At 64.8% G+C, this 15,869-nt stretch carries 22 protein-coding genes; 10 read left to right on the forward strand and 12 right to left on the reverse strand.

Translation table 11 applies throughout. The features are described 5' to 3' along the window. Positions 1–31: 31 nt before the first annotated feature. Positions 32–589: a 6,7-dimethyl-8-ribityllumazine synthase gene (locus ABIC09_RS19695; RefSeq protein WP_354110269.1), complete on the forward strand. Its 558-nt coding sequence runs from the start codon at positions 32–34 to the stop codon at positions 587–589. A gap of 113 nt (positions 590–702) precedes the next feature. Here the strand turns inward: ABIC09_RS19695 and ABIC09_RS19700 are convergent, their stop codons facing one another. Both ABIC09_RS19700 and ABIC09_RS19705 read right to left on the reverse strand, forming a co-directional pair. After that, the gene (locus ABIC09_RS19700) at positions 703–1,275 is read right to left on the reverse strand and encodes a DUF1700 domain-containing protein (protein WP_148751123.1); all 573 of its coding nucleotides are present in this window, start codon (positions 1,273–1,275) and stop codon (positions 703–705) included. After that, positions 1,272–1,601, reverse strand: a complete 330-nt coding sequence (locus ABIC09_RS19705; protein ID WP_354110270.1) for a PadR family transcriptional regulator — start codon at positions 1,599–1,601, stop codon at positions 1,272–1,274. Before ABIC09_RS19705 ends, ABIC09_RS19700 begins: the two co-directional genes overlap by 4 nt. A gap of 97 nt (positions 1,602–1,698) precedes the next feature. On the opposite strand from ABIC09_RS19705, the gene ABIC09_RS19710 reads away from it, so the two are divergent. Continuing rightward, complete coding sequence (locus tag ABIC09_RS19710) at positions 1,699–2,787, forward strand: serine hydrolase domain-containing protein (RefSeq protein ID WP_354110271.1); 1,089 nt, start codon at positions 1,699–1,701, stop codon at positions 2,785–2,787. Positions 2,788–2,905: 118 nt separating this feature from the next. Here the strand turns inward: ABIC09_RS19710 and ABIC09_RS19715 are convergent, their stop codons facing one another. Next, on the reverse strand, positions 2,906–3,859 hold the full coding sequence (locus ABIC09_RS19715) for a ribose-phosphate pyrophosphokinase (RefSeq protein ID WP_187434825.1): 954 nt from the start codon (positions 3,857–3,859) through the stop codon (positions 2,906–2,908). A gap of 194 nt (positions 3,860–4,053) precedes the next feature. Further along, complete coding sequence (locus tag ABIC09_RS19720; RefSeq protein WP_502917680.1) at positions 4,054–4,692, reverse strand: hypothetical protein; 639 nt, start codon at positions 4,690–4,692, stop codon at positions 4,054–4,056. A 93-nt stretch (positions 4,693–4,785) separates the two neighbouring features. On the opposite strand from ABIC09_RS19720, the gene ABIC09_RS19725 reads away from it, so the two are divergent. Further along, positions 4,786–5,358, forward strand: coding sequence for a hypothetical protein (locus ABIC09_RS19725; RefSeq protein WP_354110272.1), 573 nt, complete (start codon positions 4,786–4,788; stop codon positions 5,356–5,358). A 3-nt stretch (positions 5,359–5,361) separates the two neighbouring features. Here ABIC09_RS19725 and pgeF read toward each other — a convergent pair whose 3' ends face one another. The 4 genes from pgeF to ABIC09_RS19745 are packed head-to-tail and all read right to left on the reverse strand — an operon-like array spanning position 5,362 to position 8,860. Next, on the reverse strand, positions 5,362–6,129 hold the full coding sequence (gene pgeF / locus ABIC09_RS19730; protein ID WP_354110273.1) for a peptidoglycan editing factor PgeF: 768 nt from the start codon (positions 6,127–6,129) through the stop codon (positions 5,362–5,364). After that, the gene (locus ABIC09_RS19735; protein WP_354110274.1) at positions 6,126–7,247 is read right to left on the reverse strand and encodes a class I SAM-dependent methyltransferase; all 1,122 of its coding nucleotides are present in this window, start codon (positions 7,245–7,247) and stop codon (positions 6,126–6,128) included. Before ABIC09_RS19735 ends, pgeF begins: the two co-directional genes overlap by 4 nt. 21 nt (positions 7,248–7,268) lie before the next feature. Beyond that, complete coding sequence (lgt, locus tag ABIC09_RS19740; protein WP_354032997.1) at positions 7,269–8,114, reverse strand: prolipoprotein diacylglyceryl transferase; 846 nt, start codon at positions 8,112–8,114, stop codon at positions 7,269–7,271. An 8-nt stretch (positions 8,115–8,122) separates the two neighbouring features. After that, positions 8,123–8,860 (reverse strand): dienelactone hydrolase family protein, encoded by a 738-nt coding sequence (locus ABIC09_RS19745; RefSeq protein WP_148751131.1) that lies wholly within the window; start codon positions 8,858–8,860, stop codon positions 8,123–8,125. Positions 8,861–9,044: 184 nt separating this feature from the next. Between ABIC09_RS19745 and ABIC09_RS19750 the strand changes: the two genes are divergently transcribed. The 4 genes from ABIC09_RS19750 to ychF all read left to right on the forward strand — a co-directional run bounded on the left by ABIC09_RS19750 (position 9,045) and on the right by ychF (position 11,972). After that, complete coding sequence (locus ABIC09_RS19750) at positions 9,045–9,296, forward strand: accessory factor UbiK family protein (RefSeq protein ID WP_128953911.1); 252 nt, start codon at positions 9,045–9,047, stop codon at positions 9,294–9,296. A gap of 183 nt (positions 9,297–9,479) precedes the next feature. Beyond that, entirely contained in the window at positions 9,480–10,205 is a 726-nt protein-coding gene (locus ABIC09_RS19755) for a 50S ribosomal protein L25/general stress protein Ctc (RefSeq protein WP_354082407.1), read from the forward strand. 58 nt (positions 10,206–10,263) lie between these two features. Beyond that, a complete protein-coding gene (gene pth, locus ABIC09_RS19760) occupies positions 10,264–10,869 on the forward strand; it encodes an aminoacyl-tRNA hydrolase (protein WP_354082406.1) in 606 nt (201 codons plus the stop codon). Between the two features lie 5 nt (positions 10,870–10,874). Then, entirely contained in the window at positions 10,875–11,972 is a 1,098-nt protein-coding gene (gene ychF / locus ABIC09_RS19765; protein ID WP_354110275.1) for a redox-regulated ATPase YchF, read from the forward strand. 143 nt (positions 11,973–12,115) lie between these two features. Here ychF and ABIC09_RS19770 read toward each other — a convergent pair whose 3' ends face one another. Next, on the reverse strand, positions 12,116–12,412 hold the full coding sequence (locus tag ABIC09_RS19770) for a DUF4282 domain-containing protein (RefSeq protein WP_045003742.1): 297 nt from the start codon (positions 12,410–12,412) through the stop codon (positions 12,116–12,118). A 159-nt stretch (positions 12,413–12,571) separates the two neighbouring features. Here ABIC09_RS19770 and ABIC09_RS19775 point away from each other — a divergent pair, with 159 nt between their 5' ends. From ABIC09_RS19775 to ABIC09_RS19785, 3 genes are all read left to right on the forward strand, one after another. Beyond that, complete coding sequence (locus ABIC09_RS19775; protein WP_148751135.1) at positions 12,572–13,024, forward strand: MaoC family dehydratase; 453 nt, start codon at positions 12,572–12,574, stop codon at positions 13,022–13,024. Then, on the forward strand, positions 13,024–13,503 hold the full coding sequence (locus ABIC09_RS19780) for a MaoC family dehydratase (protein ID WP_354110276.1): 480 nt from the start codon (positions 13,024–13,026) through the stop codon (positions 13,501–13,503). The genes ABIC09_RS19775 and ABIC09_RS19780 overlap by 1 nt, the downstream gene beginning before the upstream one ends. 201 nt (positions 13,504–13,704) lie before the next feature. After that, a complete protein-coding gene (locus ABIC09_RS19785; RefSeq protein ID WP_314951336.1) occupies positions 13,705–13,851 on the forward strand; it encodes a hypothetical protein in 147 nt (48 codons plus the stop codon). 41 nt (positions 13,852–13,892) lie between these two features. Here ABIC09_RS19785 and ABIC09_RS19790 read toward each other — a convergent pair whose 3' ends face one another. The 3 genes from ABIC09_RS19790 to ABIC09_RS19800 all read right to left on the reverse strand — a co-directional run bounded on the left by ABIC09_RS19790 (position 13,893) and on the right by ABIC09_RS19800 (position 15,836). Continuing rightward, the gene (locus ABIC09_RS19790) at positions 13,893–14,030 is read right to left on the reverse strand and encodes a hypothetical protein (RefSeq protein WP_354110277.1); all 138 of its coding nucleotides are present in this window, start codon (positions 14,028–14,030) and stop codon (positions 13,893–13,895) included. Positions 14,031–14,323: 293 nt separating this feature from the next. Further along, positions 14,324–14,746 carry a hypothetical protein gene (locus tag ABIC09_RS19795; protein WP_354033002.1) on the reverse strand — a complete coding sequence of 141 codons (423 nt, stop codon included), beginning with the start codon at positions 14,744–14,746 and terminating at the stop codon, positions 14,324–14,326. A gap of 172 nt (positions 14,747–14,918) precedes the next feature. Next, positions 14,919–15,836 (reverse strand): hypothetical protein, encoded by a 918-nt coding sequence (locus ABIC09_RS19800; protein WP_354110278.1) that lies wholly within the window; start codon positions 15,834–15,836, stop codon positions 14,919–14,921. Positions 15,837–15,869 lie beyond the last annotated feature (33 nt).

A 15,869-nucleotide genomic window follows, 5' to 3' on the forward strand; every position in this document is an offset into this window, starting at 1 on the left:
CCCTGATTCTGGTCCTTAACTGAGGAAAGCCATGAATCAGATGTTGCAAGATCCCCAAACCGAAACCTCCCAGACACAACCGCCGCCGGTTCCACAGGACCCCGCGACCGAGCATCCGCGCTTTGCGAAACCGCAGCGGGTAGCCTTCGTGCAGGCCTGCTGGCACCGCGACGTGGTCGCGGAGGCCCGCATCGCCTTCATGAAGGAGGCGGAGGCGCGCCACCTCACTCATGTCGACGTGTTCGAGGTGCCGGGCTCGTTCGAGATCCCGCTGCATGCGCAGGTCCTCGCCAAGACGCGGCGCTACACCGCGATCGTCGCGGCGGGGCTTGTCGTTGACGGTGGCATCTATCGCCACGAGTTCGTCGCCGACACCGTGATCAAGGCGCTGATGGACGTGCAGCTTCGCACCGAGGTGCCGGTGTTCTCCGCCGTGCTGACGCCGCAGCAATTCCACGAGACTGAGGTGCATTACGATTTCTTCCGCAGGCACTTTGCGATCAAGGGCGTCGAGGTCGCGGCCGCTTGTGCGGAGACGTTGCACGGCCTGGAGCGCCTGCGCGGCCAGGTCGCGGCGGGAATTGTGTAACTGTCCCTTCACACGCCGCTGATCGTCAGTCCCGCCGCCGTTCCATCAGGTCGGCGGCGGGAGGAGGCCGTGTTGAGACGGGGCGGCCGGCAAGATCGGAAGCCGGCTGAAACTCACGGCTCGGTCCGGTCCGGCTTGAGCAGCCGGTAATGCAGCCGGGCATAACCGCCGAGCCACCGGACGGCGGCATTGAGTCCCAGCGCCAGCAACGCAGCGAACCCTGCGCCCGTGGTTACCAGCGCGACGCCTGCGAGCCCGCGCAAGATCAGCTCGACAATCCGCCCGTCGCCGGAATGCTTGTAGACGCTGATGAGCAAGCCGATGCCGACGATTCCCAGCACGCACATCACGAAGGCGATCACGAGCAGGATCAGCAGCACGGCGAGCAGCAGCGGCAGCAGCAGGACGATGTCGACCACGGCGAGGCCACTGAGCGCGAACAGCGCGGCCGTGGAGTTGCGGAAGGAGTGATGGTTCTCCCACCGGCGCAATCCCGTCTCGGCGCGCAGCTCGCGTGCCAGCCGTCTGGGGTCGCCAAGCGCGGAGGCGACCTCCTGCTCCGTCCGCCCCGAGGCGCGGGCCTCCTCGAAATGGGCGGCGTAGTCGGCCAGGATGTCGTCGATCTCGGCCGCGGGCAGTCCCGCGAGCCCATCGCCGAGCATCTGAAGGAAGTCGGCGCGGTTCATTTGGCGTCTCCGAGCAACCGGTCCACGGCATCCGAAAAGGTTCGCCATTCGCGCTTCTGCGCGGTGAAGGCGGCGCGGCCGGCGGCCGTCAGCCGGTAATATTTGCGCGGCGGGCCGCTATTGGATTCCTCGAGGCGGGTGTCGACCAGCCCATCATCCTGCATCCGCCGCATAAGCGGATAGATCGTTCCTTCACCCATGCCGACGCCGGCCGACAGCGTGCTCGCGATCTCATAGGCATAGCTCTCGCCGCGTGCGAGCAGGGCGAGCACGCAGAGCTCCAGCGCACCCTTCTTGAGCTGAACCTGATTCGACGAGTCGGCCATTTCCTCCTTGACTACACCGCTTTCGGGGGAGCTTATATAGCAAGGTACTGTGTATTACAAGGTACCTGTGTATACCCCATTCCGGAGGAAATCGACCATGGCTTATCTCAACCGTCGTCATCTGCTGGCAGCCCTCGGTGCGAGCATCGTCCTTCCGGGGGCCATGCCTGCGATCGCCGCATCGTCCGACACCGCCTCGCGCCTCGCCGGGCTTATGCAGACCGGAAAGGTGCCCGGTCTGCATGCGTTCCTGGTCAGCCAGGGCGGCAAGCTCGTGTTCGAGCATTACGGGCAGGGCGCGGACGAGCGCTTGGGCGCTCCGCTTGGCGACACCGTCTTTGGCCCCAACGTGCTGCACGATCTGCGCTCTGTCTCCAAGAGCGTCGTCGGTCTCGCCTATGGCATTGCGCTCGCGGAAGGCAAGGTGCCGCCGCCGGACGCAAAGCTTTACGCGCAGTTTCCGGAATATGCCGATCTCGCCGCGCAGCCCGGCCGCGACAAGATCACGATCCACCATGTGCTCTCGATGACGCTCGGCTTGGAATGGGAGGAGCTTGCGATTGTTTACGGCGATCCACGCAACGCCGAGACGGCGATGGAAGCCGCGCCCGATCGCTACCGCTTCATCCTCGAGCGACCGATCGTCGGCGAACCAGGCGCGAAATGGACTTATTGCGGCGGCGCGACCGCGCTGCTGGGCCGGCTCATTGCCAGGGGTACCGGCGAAGCCCTGCCGGCCTATTGCCGCCGCGTGCTGTTCGATCCCCTCGGCTTTGGTCCGTCCGACTGGAACGTTGGCCGTGACGGCGAACCGCGTGCGGCGTCAGGGGCGCGTCTCCTGCCGCGCGATCTCGTCAAGATTGGTCAGCTCATGCTGGCGGACGGCAGCTGGAATGGAAAGTCCGTCGCTCCGTCCGACTGGGTGAAGCGCGTGACCACACCGGTCGTCCCGACCCGGGTTGGCCGCGATTACGGCTATCACTGGTACATGGGCGATTTCGCCACGGCGCAACCCCTGCATTGGTTCGGCGGTGTCGGCTGGGGCGGCCAATATCTGTTCGTGATGCCGGCGCGCGATCTCGTCGTGGTGATCCACTGCGGAAACTATCAGCGATCCGGCCAGGAGCAGACCGCCGTGATGCTCGCGCTGATGAAGGAGGTGGTGCTGCCGGGCTTTGCGGCGTGAGGGGCGGTAGGGTGGGCAAAAGCGAAGCGTGCCCACCACTTTCTATCGCAACCGCGGAGAGATGGTGGGCACGTCGCTTTGCGCCTTTGCCCACCCTACGAGACAGAGCGAACAAAAGTCAGTCGAACAGGCTCGACACCGACTCTTCCGCCGCGGTGCGCGCGATCGCGTCGGAGATCAGGCTCGCGATCGGCAACGTCCGGATGTTCGGGGCCTTGGTCACCGCTTCCGTCGGCAGGATCGAGTCGGTGATGACGAGCTCTTTCAGCTTCGAGCCGGCGATACGGGCCGCCGCGCCGCCGGAGAGCACGCCGTGGGTGATGTATGCGGAGACGTCCTTCGCGCCCTTGGCGATCAGCGCATCGGCTGCGTTCACCAGCGTGCCGCCGGAGTCGACGATGTCGTCGACCAGGATACAGCTGTAACCGGCGACGTCGCCGATCACGTTCATGACCTCGGACTCGCCCGGACGCTCACGGCGCTTGTCGACGATGGCAAGCGGGGTGTTGATGCGCTTGGCGAGGCCGCGGGCGCGGGCCACGCCGCCGACGTCGGGCGATACCACCATCACCTTGCCGAGATCGAAACGTTCGCGGATGTCGCGCACCATCAGGGGGGCAGCGAACAAATTGTCGGTCGGGATATCGAAGAAGCCCTGGATCTGGCCCGCATGCAGGTCGAGCGTCATGACGCGGTCGACACCGGCATGGGTGATCAGATTGGCGACGAGCTTGGCCGAGATCGGCGTGCGCGAGCCGGAGCGGCGGTCTTGCCTGGCGTAGCCGAAATAGGGGATCACTGCGGTGATGCGGCGCGCCGAGGAGCGGCGCAGCGCGTCGGTGATGATCAGCAACTCCATCAGATTGTCGTTCGCCGGAAACGAGGTCGACTGAATGATGAAGGCATCCGAGCCGCGGATGTTCTCCTGGACCTCGACGAAGATCTCCATGTCGGCGAAGCGCCGGACCACCGCTTTGGTCAGCGCCATGTCGAGGCCCTGCGCGATGGCCTGCGCGAGAGCCGGATTGGAGTTGCCGGCGACGAGCTTGATGGAGCCGTTTTTGGCCGACATGGACGCTTCCTCCCGCGCTTTGCTGGATACGACGTTCAACATCAGAGAATACCCACTGGCAGCACGGTTACGACGGGCGAGGAAATATCAGGCCAAAGCCCGCAATGGCAACCCGGGATGCTACGTTTTCCCTCTGAAAATCCTGAGTCGGGCCAACGGCTTGGCTGGTACTTGGGCCCGTGGTTTAGCGGTGGTTATTGCTGGGCATAGCCGAGCGCCGAGGCCTGCCTCTCCGGCGCCCCAGCATCGGGTGCCACGCTTGCCACGGCGGGTCCGCGCAGGCCCGGAACCGAGCCCGGCGAGTCCGCCGGCGCTCCGTTGATCATATTGGAAAGTCCGCTGAATCCGGCCTGGGCGATCTTCCGCAGCACGAGGTCGTCGGCCGCCCGCCAGGGATCACGCGCCGTGTCCCGGCCGCCCTTGGCCGCGGTCGGTTCCTCGCCGGAGAGGCGCAGCGCCCGCTGCTGGTTGGCGTCATAAACGTCCCAGACCCAGGCGATGACGGTCTTGCCGCGCACCACCTGGGCGGAGAGGTAGCTGCGCACCCGGTAGGCAGCCGTCGCCTCGCGGGAGACCACGGACAGACTGCGAAGCTTGGATTCGCTGTCGAGCACGCCGACCATGCGGTCGAACACCTGCGGCGGCGGCCCGTCGATCGACTCGAAGGCGACCGTCGCCCCGGAGCCGGCGCTCGGCGCCATCGCGTAGGAATTGGCAGCACTGCCACCCCCGGCGCAGCCGCCAAGCGCGCAAGCGATCACGATCGATGCGGCGGCGATCGCGGCGCGCATTATTATCCGGGTTTGGAGCAGGCGGGTTGACGCTTCCCTCATTGCGCCTTGCGATATCGTTAAAATCGCTTAACGTCTAGGGCAGGCAGAACACAGGGCTTAACCGATCAGGCCGATGTGGATGGGGAGCGGTCGATGAGGGGCCCGGCTTTTGGCTTGATCATCGCATGCCTTGCCGCAGGCCCGGCCGCCGCCGCAGAGAGCGCTGCCGAGGTGATTCGGTCCTTCGGTTTGGTTGGGACGTGGTCGGTCGATTGCAAGCGGGATCCAAATCAGGCTTGCACGAGCAACGGCTGCGGCGCGCGGATGACATACATTGTGCCGTCCTCGGGATCGCCGACAATCAGGAACGTGATAGGAACGTTTTCACCCGGGCAGGTGCGGACATTCATCAGCACTATCTATGCGGCGACGCGCATCGCGGACGACAAGATCAAGTTCGTGTCGGTTCAGGATCCTCCGCCGACCGTCGCGGCGGTGTGGTGGCGTCAGCCTGGCGAGCCCTGGGAGATTGTCCTGCTGAAGGCTGGCGAGAAATATCGAACATTTTCCGCGCATCGCGAGGACAGGAAGAAGTTTGACGTCGAAGAAGGCTTTTACGTCCGACCTCCGCCGCCGCCCCCACCTTCCAAGCAGTACGAGGAGTTGCCGACGCAATGGGATCGCACCCAGCAGCAAACACCGCTATTCGAGAAGTGTAACGACTGACACTTACCCCTCCAGCGCGATCGCGTGAATGTGGCGGCCGTAGTCCGGCTCCTTGCGATGAACTGAACGGCGATAGCTGAAGAAGCGCTCGTCCGCATACGTGTCCAGGCCAAGATCGTCGATCATCAAAATGCCGGCGGCTTCCAAACGCCTACGGATGAAGCCGGCGAGGTCGAACATCGCGTGGCCCTCGCGCACCGACGGGATGAAGAACACAGCGTTGTCCACATCGGCCTCGATGAAGCGTGCGACGAACTCGTTACCGACCTCGTAGCTGTCCTGCCGGATCAGCGGGCCAATCGCGGCGACGATGCCGCTGCGCGTGGCGCCAAGTGTCTCCATCGCCAGAATCGTGGATTCCAGCACGCCCGTGAGCGCGCCCTTCCAGCCGGCATGGGCGCCGCCGATTACGCGCGCATGGGGATCGACGAACAGCACCGGACCGCAATCGGCGGTGGAGACGCCGAGCGCTAAGCCGGGCGTCTTGGTCACCAGTGCGTCCCCCTTCGGCCGCGGGCCGCCTGGCCAAGGCGCGTCGGCGACGAGGACGTCGGGCGAATGGATCTGATGCAGGCTGAGGAAGCGCTCCGGCGCGACGCCGACATGCTCGGCCATGCGGCGGCGATTCTCTGCAACGAGGGCCTGATTGTCGTTGGAGCCGAGCCCGCCGTTCAGCGCGGCATAGATACCGTTGGAGACGCCGCCTTCACGCGTGAAAAAGCAATGGCGCAGACCCGGCACCGCCGACAGCAGCGACGAAGTGAGAGTCATGAACGGCCTCCGGCCCGATCGAGATCGCTGAGGCCCGCAAGGCCCGTCAGTCGCGGCTCGGAGATGCCGAGCACCTTGAACATCGCGCCCATGCCGCCACGCCCGGTGTCGGTCAGCCGCTTCAGTGCCACGGAAATGTCGGTCGCCACCTCCGGCGTCGCCTTCTGCATCAGCGCGGCTGCGCGGGTGTCGATGCCGACACGCTTGAGGAAATCGCCTTGCGTCACCGGTCCGTGCACGCGAGCGCCGACGTCCTCGGCCGCGCGCGCGAGCGCCTGGAAGTCGACATGGGCGGTGAGGTCGGCCTGGCCCGGCGCCTTCAGGGGATCGGTGAAGGAGTGACGTGCGATGGCCTGAAAGGTGTCGCCGGCATCGCTGCGCAGATGGCCGTAGTCGATGACCAGCGCCGCACCATCCTGGTCGCGCACGCGCGTGGCGAGCTTCATGATCTCGGTATCGGGCCGCCATTCGAACACCGCGCCGACCGGCGCCGCGCGCACCAGGGGCGGCAGCAGCACGTCGAAGCGTGGAGTCGGCTCGGCGGCCGCGCCGAACTGAAGCTTGCCGTTGGGGTCGATCTCGACCACACGCTCGTGCCAGCCGGTCTCGCGCTTCACCATCTGGTGGATCGGCAGCACGTCGAAATATTCGTTGGCGAGGATGATGCTCGGTCCCTCAGGCACGTCATCGATGCTGTCGTGCCAGGCGATATTGTTGCGCACGCCCGACAATGTCGCACTCTGCCGCTCGCGCAGGACCGGATTGACCTCGACCAGATGAATGCTCAGCCCTTGATAGAGCGGCGGCAGCACGCGCAGTGCGCGCAGCGCGTCCGCCATCATGGTGCCGCGGCCGGGGCCGATCTCGATCAGCCGCAGGAATTGCGGCGAGCCCATCTGCTTCCAGACCGAGGCGGACCACAATCCCAGCAATTCGCCGAACATCTGGCTGACTTCGGGCGCGGTGGTGAAGTCGCCCTCTCGTCCCAATGGATCGCGCGAGACATAATATCCGTGGCGCGGATGCATCAGGCACGTTTCCATGTATCGCCAGACCGGCATGGGGCCTGAGGATTTGATCAGCGCCTTGATCTCGTTGAGCAATGGCTGTTCGGTCACGATCTGTCTTCTCGAAATGAATTAACGAATGGGATCGAGCGCCTTCGGCGCACCGCGCCTGACAGCCCATACAATAAGTATACCTCCGACGATAAGCATCGGGATCGACAGCAGCATACCCATGGTTAACCCGCCCCAGAGGAAGCCGAGCTGCTCGTCCGGTTCGCGAAAATGCTCGCCGGCGATCCGCGTCAGCCCATAGATTAGGATGAAGCTGCCGAGGATCATACCCGGCCGTTTCAGCGCGCCGAAGCGGATCATGATCGCGAGCACCGTGAACAGTAGGATGCCCTCCATGCCGGCTTCATAGAGCTGGCTCGGATGGCGGGGCAGGTGGGTCGGATCGTGGGGAAAAATCATCGCCCAGGGCAGGCTCGCATCGGTGGCACGGCCCCATAATTCGCCGTTGATGAAATTGGCGATGCGCCCGAGCAGCAGCCCTACGGGAGCGACCGCGGTGGTGATGTCGCCGAGCGACAGGATCGAGATGCCGTTGCGATAGGCAAACCACATCACCGCGACGACGCAGCCAAGGAAGCCGCCATGGAAGGACATGCCGCCCTCCCACAATTTGAAGATCGCGGCGGGGTTATTGATGAAGAAGGGCAGATTGTAGAACAGCACGTAGCCGGTGCGGCCGCCCAGGATGATGCCGAGTGTAACCCACAGAATGAAGTCGTCGATCTGCACCAGCGACATTGGCGCGGGGCCGTCCCACAGCCGCTCGTTCTTCAGCAGCGAGCGCGCATACAGCCAGCCGATGACGATGCCGCCGATATAGGCCAGCGCGTACCAGCGGATCGCGAACGGCCCGATCGCGACCGCGATCGGGTTAAAGGACGGAAAGTCGATGAGCAGAAAGGGCATCGTGCCTTCTATGACTGGACGAGATTGCGGCGATAGAGCGCCAGCAGGCGCTCCCAATGCCGCTCGGCGGCGTCGCGGTCATAGACCGGGCGCTTGGGAAAGGCGAAGCCGTGATGGGTGCCGGGATAGATCTCGACCTCGGCTTTCGCGCCGCTCATGCCCTGCTTGACCCTCTCGATGATCTCGGTCGGCGCGTAGATGTCGGTCTCGGCGCAGGCGAAATAGAGCTCGGCCTTGGTCTTGCTCGCGGCGAGATGCGGGCTGTCGTCCTGATCGGTCGCGAGCTGCGTGCCGTAGACCGAGGCGGCCGCCTTGACGCGATCGGGGAAATGCGTGGCGGCGTTGACGGCGTAACGGCCGCTCATGCAGTAGCCGACGGTGCCGATGATCTCAGTGTTCGCGGCCGTCTGACCCTCGGCATAGGTGAGCAGCGCACGCGTGTCGTCCATGATCATGGGAATCGTGAGCGAGCCCATCAGCGCGAACATGCGCTTGCGCTCCGGTGCGTTCGGATCGGCCGGCAGCGCGCCGAGCTCCATCACGCCGGAGCGGTAATAGAGGTTCGGCAGCATCACGTAATAGCCCGATGTCGCGAGCCGGCGCGCCATGTCGCGCAGCTCTTCGCGGATCGCCGGCGCGTCCATGTAGAACAGGATGACCGGGAACGGTCCGGCGCGCTCGGGATGAACGATGAAGGTCGCGGTGTGGCCGTCCCTGGTGGGAATTGCGATCTGCTGCTCGATCATGTCTTGCGTTCCGCTTTGTGATTCTTGTTATGCAGGGACGTTGAATACGATTGCAAGGAAACCGGGGCATGACAAGGTTACCGCCGTGCGGCCCTTGAACCGGCCTCCGCGGATTGCCATTGTCTTATCCGCCGTTCGCGCAAAGTTTATCGCAGGCAGCCAAGAGACTGATCAGGAGACCGACATGACCCAGACCACCAACCGGTTTTTCGACGAGATCGGCCGCTTGATGAACGACGCCGCCGGAGCTGCTCAGGGCGCCAAGCGGGAGTTCGATACGGTGCTGCGCAATCAGGCCGAAAAATTCCTGCGCGACATGGATCTGGTCAAGCGCGAGGAGTTCGAGGCGGTCAAGGACATGGCCCGCCTCGCTCGTGAGGAGAACGAGGCCCTGAAGGCGCGTATCGCGGCGCTGGAGGCCAAGCTCGGCGGGTGAGGTCGCTTACCCTCCCCTGAAGGGTGGGAACCCGGGCGGGCAGCCCATTCTCCTTGTCATTTCTGCATCTTCCGGGTAAAAGCCCGGCAGTTCGTGGCCCCCGCACCCCTGGAGGCTTGCTGCGAACGATGCCATGGGCCGCGCTGCGGCCCATTAACTTTTGCAAAAACAAGGACTTAGACTATGGCGACGACCGTCAAGGAATTGAAGGCGACCGCACGTCCGAAGAGCGGCAAGGGGGCCGCCCGGGCTGAGCGTCGCGCCGGGAAAGTGCCCGGAGTGATCTATGGCAACAAGCAGCCCCCGCTCCCGATCTCGGTTGACGATCGCGAGCTGCGTCAGCGCATCCTCGCCGGCCGGTTCCTGACCACGCTGGTCGATATCGACCTCGAAGGCCAGAAGCACCGCGTGATTCCGCGCGACTACCACCTCGATCCGGTCAAGGACTTCCCGATCCATGTCGACTTCATGCGGCTCGGCGAAGGCGCCACCATCCGCATCAGCGTGCCTCTGCATGTGGTGAAGGCGGAAGGCTCGCCCGGCGTGAAGCGCGGCGGCGCCGTCAACATCGTCGCCCATGCGATCGAGCTCGAATGCGGCGTCGAGAGCATCCCGCAATACATCGAGGCGGATGTCGGCTCGCTCGAAATCGGTCACTCGCTGCATCTGGCAGACATCAAGCTGCCGGCCGGCGTGAAGGCGCTGACCCGCGAGGACGCGACCCTCGTCACCATCGTGCCGCCGTCCGGCTACGCCGAAGAGCAGAAGGCCGCGGCTGCGGCTGCTGCTGGTGGCGCGGCTCCGGCGGCTGGTGCAGCTGCTCCGGCGGCAGGTGCTGCTCCGGCTGCGGGTGCTGCTGCTCCGGCGGCCGCTGCCAAGGCTCCCGCCGGCGGCGACAAGAAGAAGTAATCTCTCATAGCTGGCGCGCGGTCTCTGATCGCGCGCCGAGCGAGGGGCGCGCCGCGTCATGCGACTCTTTGTTGGGCTCGGCAATCCCGGCGCGAAATACGCACGTAACCGGCACAATATCGGCTTCATGGCCGTCGACGAGATTGCGCGGCGTCATGGTTTCGCACCATGGCGCCGTCGTTTTCAGGGCGAGACCTCGGAAGGCACGCTCGGCACCGAGCGCGTGATCCTGCTCAAGCCGACGACCTATATGAACGAGTCCGGCCGCAGCGTTCAGGAGGCGGCGAGCTTCTTCAAGATCGCGCCGGGCGACACCACGGTGTTTCACGACGAGATCGAACTGCCGCCGGGCAAGGTGCGGGTGAAGATCGGCGGCGGCATTGCCGGACATAACGGCCTGCGCTCGATCTCCGCCCATATCGGCAACGAGTATCGCCGTGTCAGGCTCGGCATCGGTCATCCCGGCGTCAAGGACATGGTGCACGGCCATGTGCTGTCGGACTTCGCCAAGGCCGACAACGACTGGGTGACGACGCTCTGCGACGCGGTGGCCGAGCATGCCGCACTGATCGTCAAGGGCACGGACGCGACCTTCGCCAACAGGGTGCATCTCGCGATGCAGGCGAAGGGATTTTTGACCAAGGACGAGAACGGCAAGGAATAACGCTCGTGGGATTCAAATGCGGAATCGTCGGATTGCCCAATGTCGGCAAGTCGACCTTGTTCAATGCGCTGACCGAGACGGCCGCGGCGCAGGCCGCGAACTATCCGTTCTGCACCATCGAGCCGAATGTCGGCGAGGTCGCCGTGCCCGATCCGCGGCTCGACAAGCTGGCGGCGATCGCCAAATCGGGACAGATCATTCCGACCCGGCTGACCTTCGTCGACATCGCCGGCCTCGTGCGCGGCGCCTCCAAGGGCGAAGGCCTCGGCAACCAGTTCCTGGCCAACATCCGGGAGGTCGACGCCATCGCGCATGTCGTGCGCTGCTTTGAAGATTCCGACATCACCCATGTCGAGGGCAAGATCGCTCCGCTCGCCGACATCGAGACCATCGAGACCGAGCTGATGCTCGCCGATCTGGACAGTCTCGAGAAGCGCGTCGACAACCTCACCAAGAAGGCCAAGGGCAACGACAAGGATGCCAAGGAGCAGCTCGACCTCGTCAACCGCACGCTGGTGCTGTTGCGCGAAGGCAAGCCCGCGCGCCTGGTCGAGCGCAAGGCGGAGGAGGAGCGCGCCTTCGGCATGCTCGGCCTGCTGTCGTCGAAGCCGGTGCTCTATGTCTGCAACGTCGAGGAAGGCTCGGCCGCCACCGGCAATTCGTTCTCGCAGGCGGTGCAGGACCAGGCCGCCAAGGAAGACGCGGTCGCCGTCGTCATCTCTGCCAAGATCGAATCCGAGATCGCCACGATCTCGCGTGACGAACGCGCCGACTTCCTGGAGACGCTGGGTCTCGAAGAGGCCGGGCTCGATCGCCTGATCCGCGCCGGCTACACGTTGCTCGACCTCATCACCTATTTCACGGTGGGACCGAAGGAAGCGCGCGCCTGGACCATCTATCGCGGCACCAAGGCGCCGGGCGCCGCCGGTGTGATCCACACCGATTTCGAGAAGGGCTTCATCCGCGCCGAGACGATTGCGTATGAGGATTACGTCGCGCTGAACGGTGAAGCCGGCGCCCGCGATGCCGGCAAGCTGCGGCTCGAAGGCAAGGAATACGTTGTCGCCGATGGCGACGTGATGCATTTCCGGTTTAATACTTAGCGCGGGTTTCGTGCCCCGGACGCTGCGCAGCGCTCTTGCGGTGCGCTGCAGAGCCGGGGCCCAGGAATCTTGATTGCGGATGCATGGGTCCCGGCACTGCGTCGCGTCATTTCATGCCGCGCCGCGTCCGGGACACGAGAGCCTCACCGCACCCCGCCGCCCTGGTCCCGGATCGCGCCGAGATGCTCGTTGATGCGGAACACGATCAGGATCAGTTCCGCGGCGATGCGCGAGAACACGATTCCGACGACGACGCCCGCGATCGACTCCAGCACGACCAGGAAGCCGGCGAACGGGCTGATCGCCATCGCGGTGAGACCGGCAAAAATTCCGGAGAGTCCGAACAGGCAGATCACGCCGATCACCAGCCAGTAGAAGGTCTTGATGATCGTCGGCGTGATGAAGCGGTCCCATTGAAACAGGTCGCTGAATGAAAACATCTCTCTCCCCCGGGCAAATGGCGCCCCCGACTGCGTCAATCCGACAATGAGGCAGGTCCGGCCCGACTCGCCGAATGTAGCACGAGCCATGCGGGCCGGCGGGTTGAGATTGCCGCAAAGTGCGGCCACAATCTGTCATTCCCGCAAAGCTTTCCCAAGATGACCCTGACCTTCGAAGATTTCCCGACCGGCCGGTATGGAACGTTCGGCCCGCGCCATGTCACCCGCGACGAGATCCTGGCTTTCGCCGCCGAGTTCGATCCGCAACCGATGCATCTGGACGAAGAGGCCGCCAGCAAAAGCATGCTGCGCGGCCTGTCCGGCTCGGGCTGGCACCTCTGCTCGCTGATGATGCGGATGATGGCCGACGGTTTCATCACCCGCGCCGCCTCGCTCGGATCGCCCGGCGTCGACGAGGTGCGCTGGCTGTCTCCTTTGAGGCCCGGCGACGACCTCATGCTCGATGTCGACGTCGTGGAAGCCCGGACCTCGAAGAGCAGGCCGAATCTCGGCATCGTCAAGTTCAAATGCACGATGCGCAACGGCAGGGGCGAAGCCCTGTGCGAGATGACCTCGCCGATCCTGATCGAGCGGCGCGCGGGAGCGGTCTGATGCCATTCTTCGAGGAGATCGAGATCGGCCATCGCCGCGACATCGGCGCCTACACTTTCACGGCGGAGTCCATCAAGACGTTCGCGGCGAAATTCGATCCGCAGCGCTTCCATCTCGACGAGGAGGAAGGCAAGAACTCGCTGTTCGGTGGGCTTGCGGCGTCGGGCTGGCATGTCGGCTCGGCTTGCATGAGCCTGCTTGTCGCCGACGGCCAGCGCCTGGCGCGTGAAGCCGCAGCGCGTGGCGAGGAGGTCGCGGTATGGGGGCCGTCACCAGGCTTTCGCGACCTGCGCTGGATCAAGCCGGTGCTGGCCGGCGACACCATCAGCTATTCCAATGTCGTCATCGACAAGCGCACCTCCGCCTCACGCCCCGGCTGGGGCATCCTGACGGCCCGCACCACCGGCACCAACCAGCGTGGCGAAGAGGTCTATTCCATCACCGCCAGCGCCTTCGTGCCGATGCGGCAGGGCGGTTAGACCAGTTCCAGGATGAACGGCCGAAATCGGCTCGCGAGTGTTGCCCGCGCGCTATGGACGCGATTCTGGGCTGCTGCCATAAGCCTCGGCGAGATGGCCGGTCCTTGCGAAGCAGTTACCGGAACCATCGAGTTGCTAACCAATTATGAACCTGTCGCTGTCTATTTGAACGAACTGGGCGGAGTACAGGGGACGAGCACGATGGCAGACCGCGGCGCACTCAAGCTGGTTGGATTTATCTTCGCGACCGCGACACTGGCCGTGATGCTGGTTGCCGGCATGGTGGTGAAGGGCTATGCCGACGGCGCCTACACCCTGGAAGCCTCGAGCATCGACGCGAGCCGTTAAGAGCTGGTTAACTTTCGCGGGCCGCGACACGGCCTCCGCCCTCAGCGGCTATAGACGAACGCCAATATCGCGATCGCAACCGCTAGCAATCCGACAAAGCGCACCATGATGGTTCCGAACTGGTTCGGCGCGGGCCGCAGCGGTATCGGGTCCGTGTTTTCGGGCCGAATGCTTTCCATCTGAAAATATCCCCGGGCCCGGCCGCAAAGGCTGCGGGCGCTTGGCATTGGTCGGTGCGAGGGCGGGGAGGGTTCAATAGCGCACTCTCGTGTCCCGGACGCGCAGCAGCGCCTTAGCGCTGCTGCGCAGAGCCGGGACCCATCGTGACGCGCGTTCCGTATTAACGTGGGCCCCGGCTCTGCGACGCGTCACTGCGTGCCGCATCGCGTCCGGGGCACGAGAGCGGCACCCCCGAATCAAAACCGCCGCGTCCCGTCCGGAACGCGGCGGCTGTGATGACTGGTGCTGCTGATCAGCTGTTGCGCAGGCCGTCGGCGGCGCGTTTCCACTGGGAGACGTTGTCGGCGATCATGCGGGTCGACTTCATCGCGGCCTGGCTGAGCTGGGCGTAGCCGGAGATCTCGCGCTGGACGCGCTGGCCTTCGGCATGCAGCAGGTCGCGCAGGCTCTCGAGCTCGGAGATCAGGTTCTCGATCTCGGCGAGCGAGGTGCCGGCGACGCGCTGGATCAGCGAGTTGACGTTGGTGACGGTGGCTTCCGCGCTCGGATCGAGCGGTGGCGCGTCGGTGGTGGTCGCGGCCGGCCGGCGCAGATAGGCGATGTCGTTGCGGACGAAATCGCGGATGCCGGCTTCGACTTCCGTCACGGCGGCGAGGTTGGTGTCGACCGTCTCGGTCTCGGTGGTCTCGGTCTTTTCCGGACGCATGGCGTTCATCGTTATTCCCCTGTTCGCGTTGAGCGCAGCGCGAGTGTCCCCCGCACGACGATGGGTGTCAGGCCGGTGCATGAGGGCGTCCGATTTTGACCGCAACGGGGCCGAGATGCGGCAAGGGCGGACCATTCGGGGGTTTTGCCGTGGCGTATGGTTACGGGATTCTAAAGAAGGCTCACCAGCTCTTCTTGAAGCCCGCGGTCAGGCTCTTGTTGATCGCGCCTTGCGAGGTCTCGCCGACCGAACCGGAGACGGTGACGTTGTCGAACAGCTTCTGCTCGGCGCCGAACTTGCGCAGCCATTTGTCGTCGGTGGTCGACATGGTCTGGCCGGCGGTGATGCTGGTACCGGTGTCGACGATCGTGACCTTGGCGGACTGGTCAGTCTCGTAATTGCGGGTGATGTGGCCGCCGACGCCGGGCAGCGCCGTGGTGCCTTGCTGGTTGACGCTGTAGCCGTTCTGGAGCGTGAGCGCATAATCGCCCGACAGCGGCACCGATTTGGTCAGCGACGCGCCAAGCTTGCTCTGCTCGGCGCCGGGATCGACGCGGGCTTCGACCGCGGTCTTGTCCCAGACGGGGCCTGCGCCCGGCGCGGTCGCGGTGGCCCAGGCACTGCCGGAGGATTGCGGCAGGTTGCCGCCATTCGCGGCCTTCTGCGCCATCAGCTCCGACATCGTGGTCGGCTCTTTCGCCACCGTCATGTCGGCGCCGATCCGGGTGTCCCAGAACGAGGACACCGACTGCTTCACGGTCACGGCCGAGGAGCCGTTCGCGTTGGCATTGGTCGACCAGTTGATGCCGTTGTTGGCGGCGGCCTGCGCGCGCTTCTTGGCGGCGATGAGGTCGTTGAGCGTGCCGGCGTCGATGGCGAGCTGGCTCCAGTCGAGCTTGTCGACATCGATGCCTTTGAGCACGTCGGGGTCGTTGACATCGGCGGTCTCGGCGGCGTCGGCCTCCTCGTCTGGCGCGGCCGCAGCGGGGGCAGGGGAGAAGGGCGGGATGATCTGTGCCGGGGCTGTCAGAACCGAGCCGAAAATGAACGCGGCCGCCAGCGGCAGCCGGATCCAGCCAAAACCTGTCGAGAATTCCATGACCTTGCCCGCGAGCCCAGTTCGCGCACAGGA

The sequence above is a fragment of the Bradyrhizobium sp. S3.12.5 genome (assembly GCF_040548225.1).
Classification (GTDB): domain Bacteria; phylum Pseudomonadota; class Alphaproteobacteria; order Rhizobiales; family Xanthobacteraceae; genus Bradyrhizobium; species Bradyrhizobium cytisi.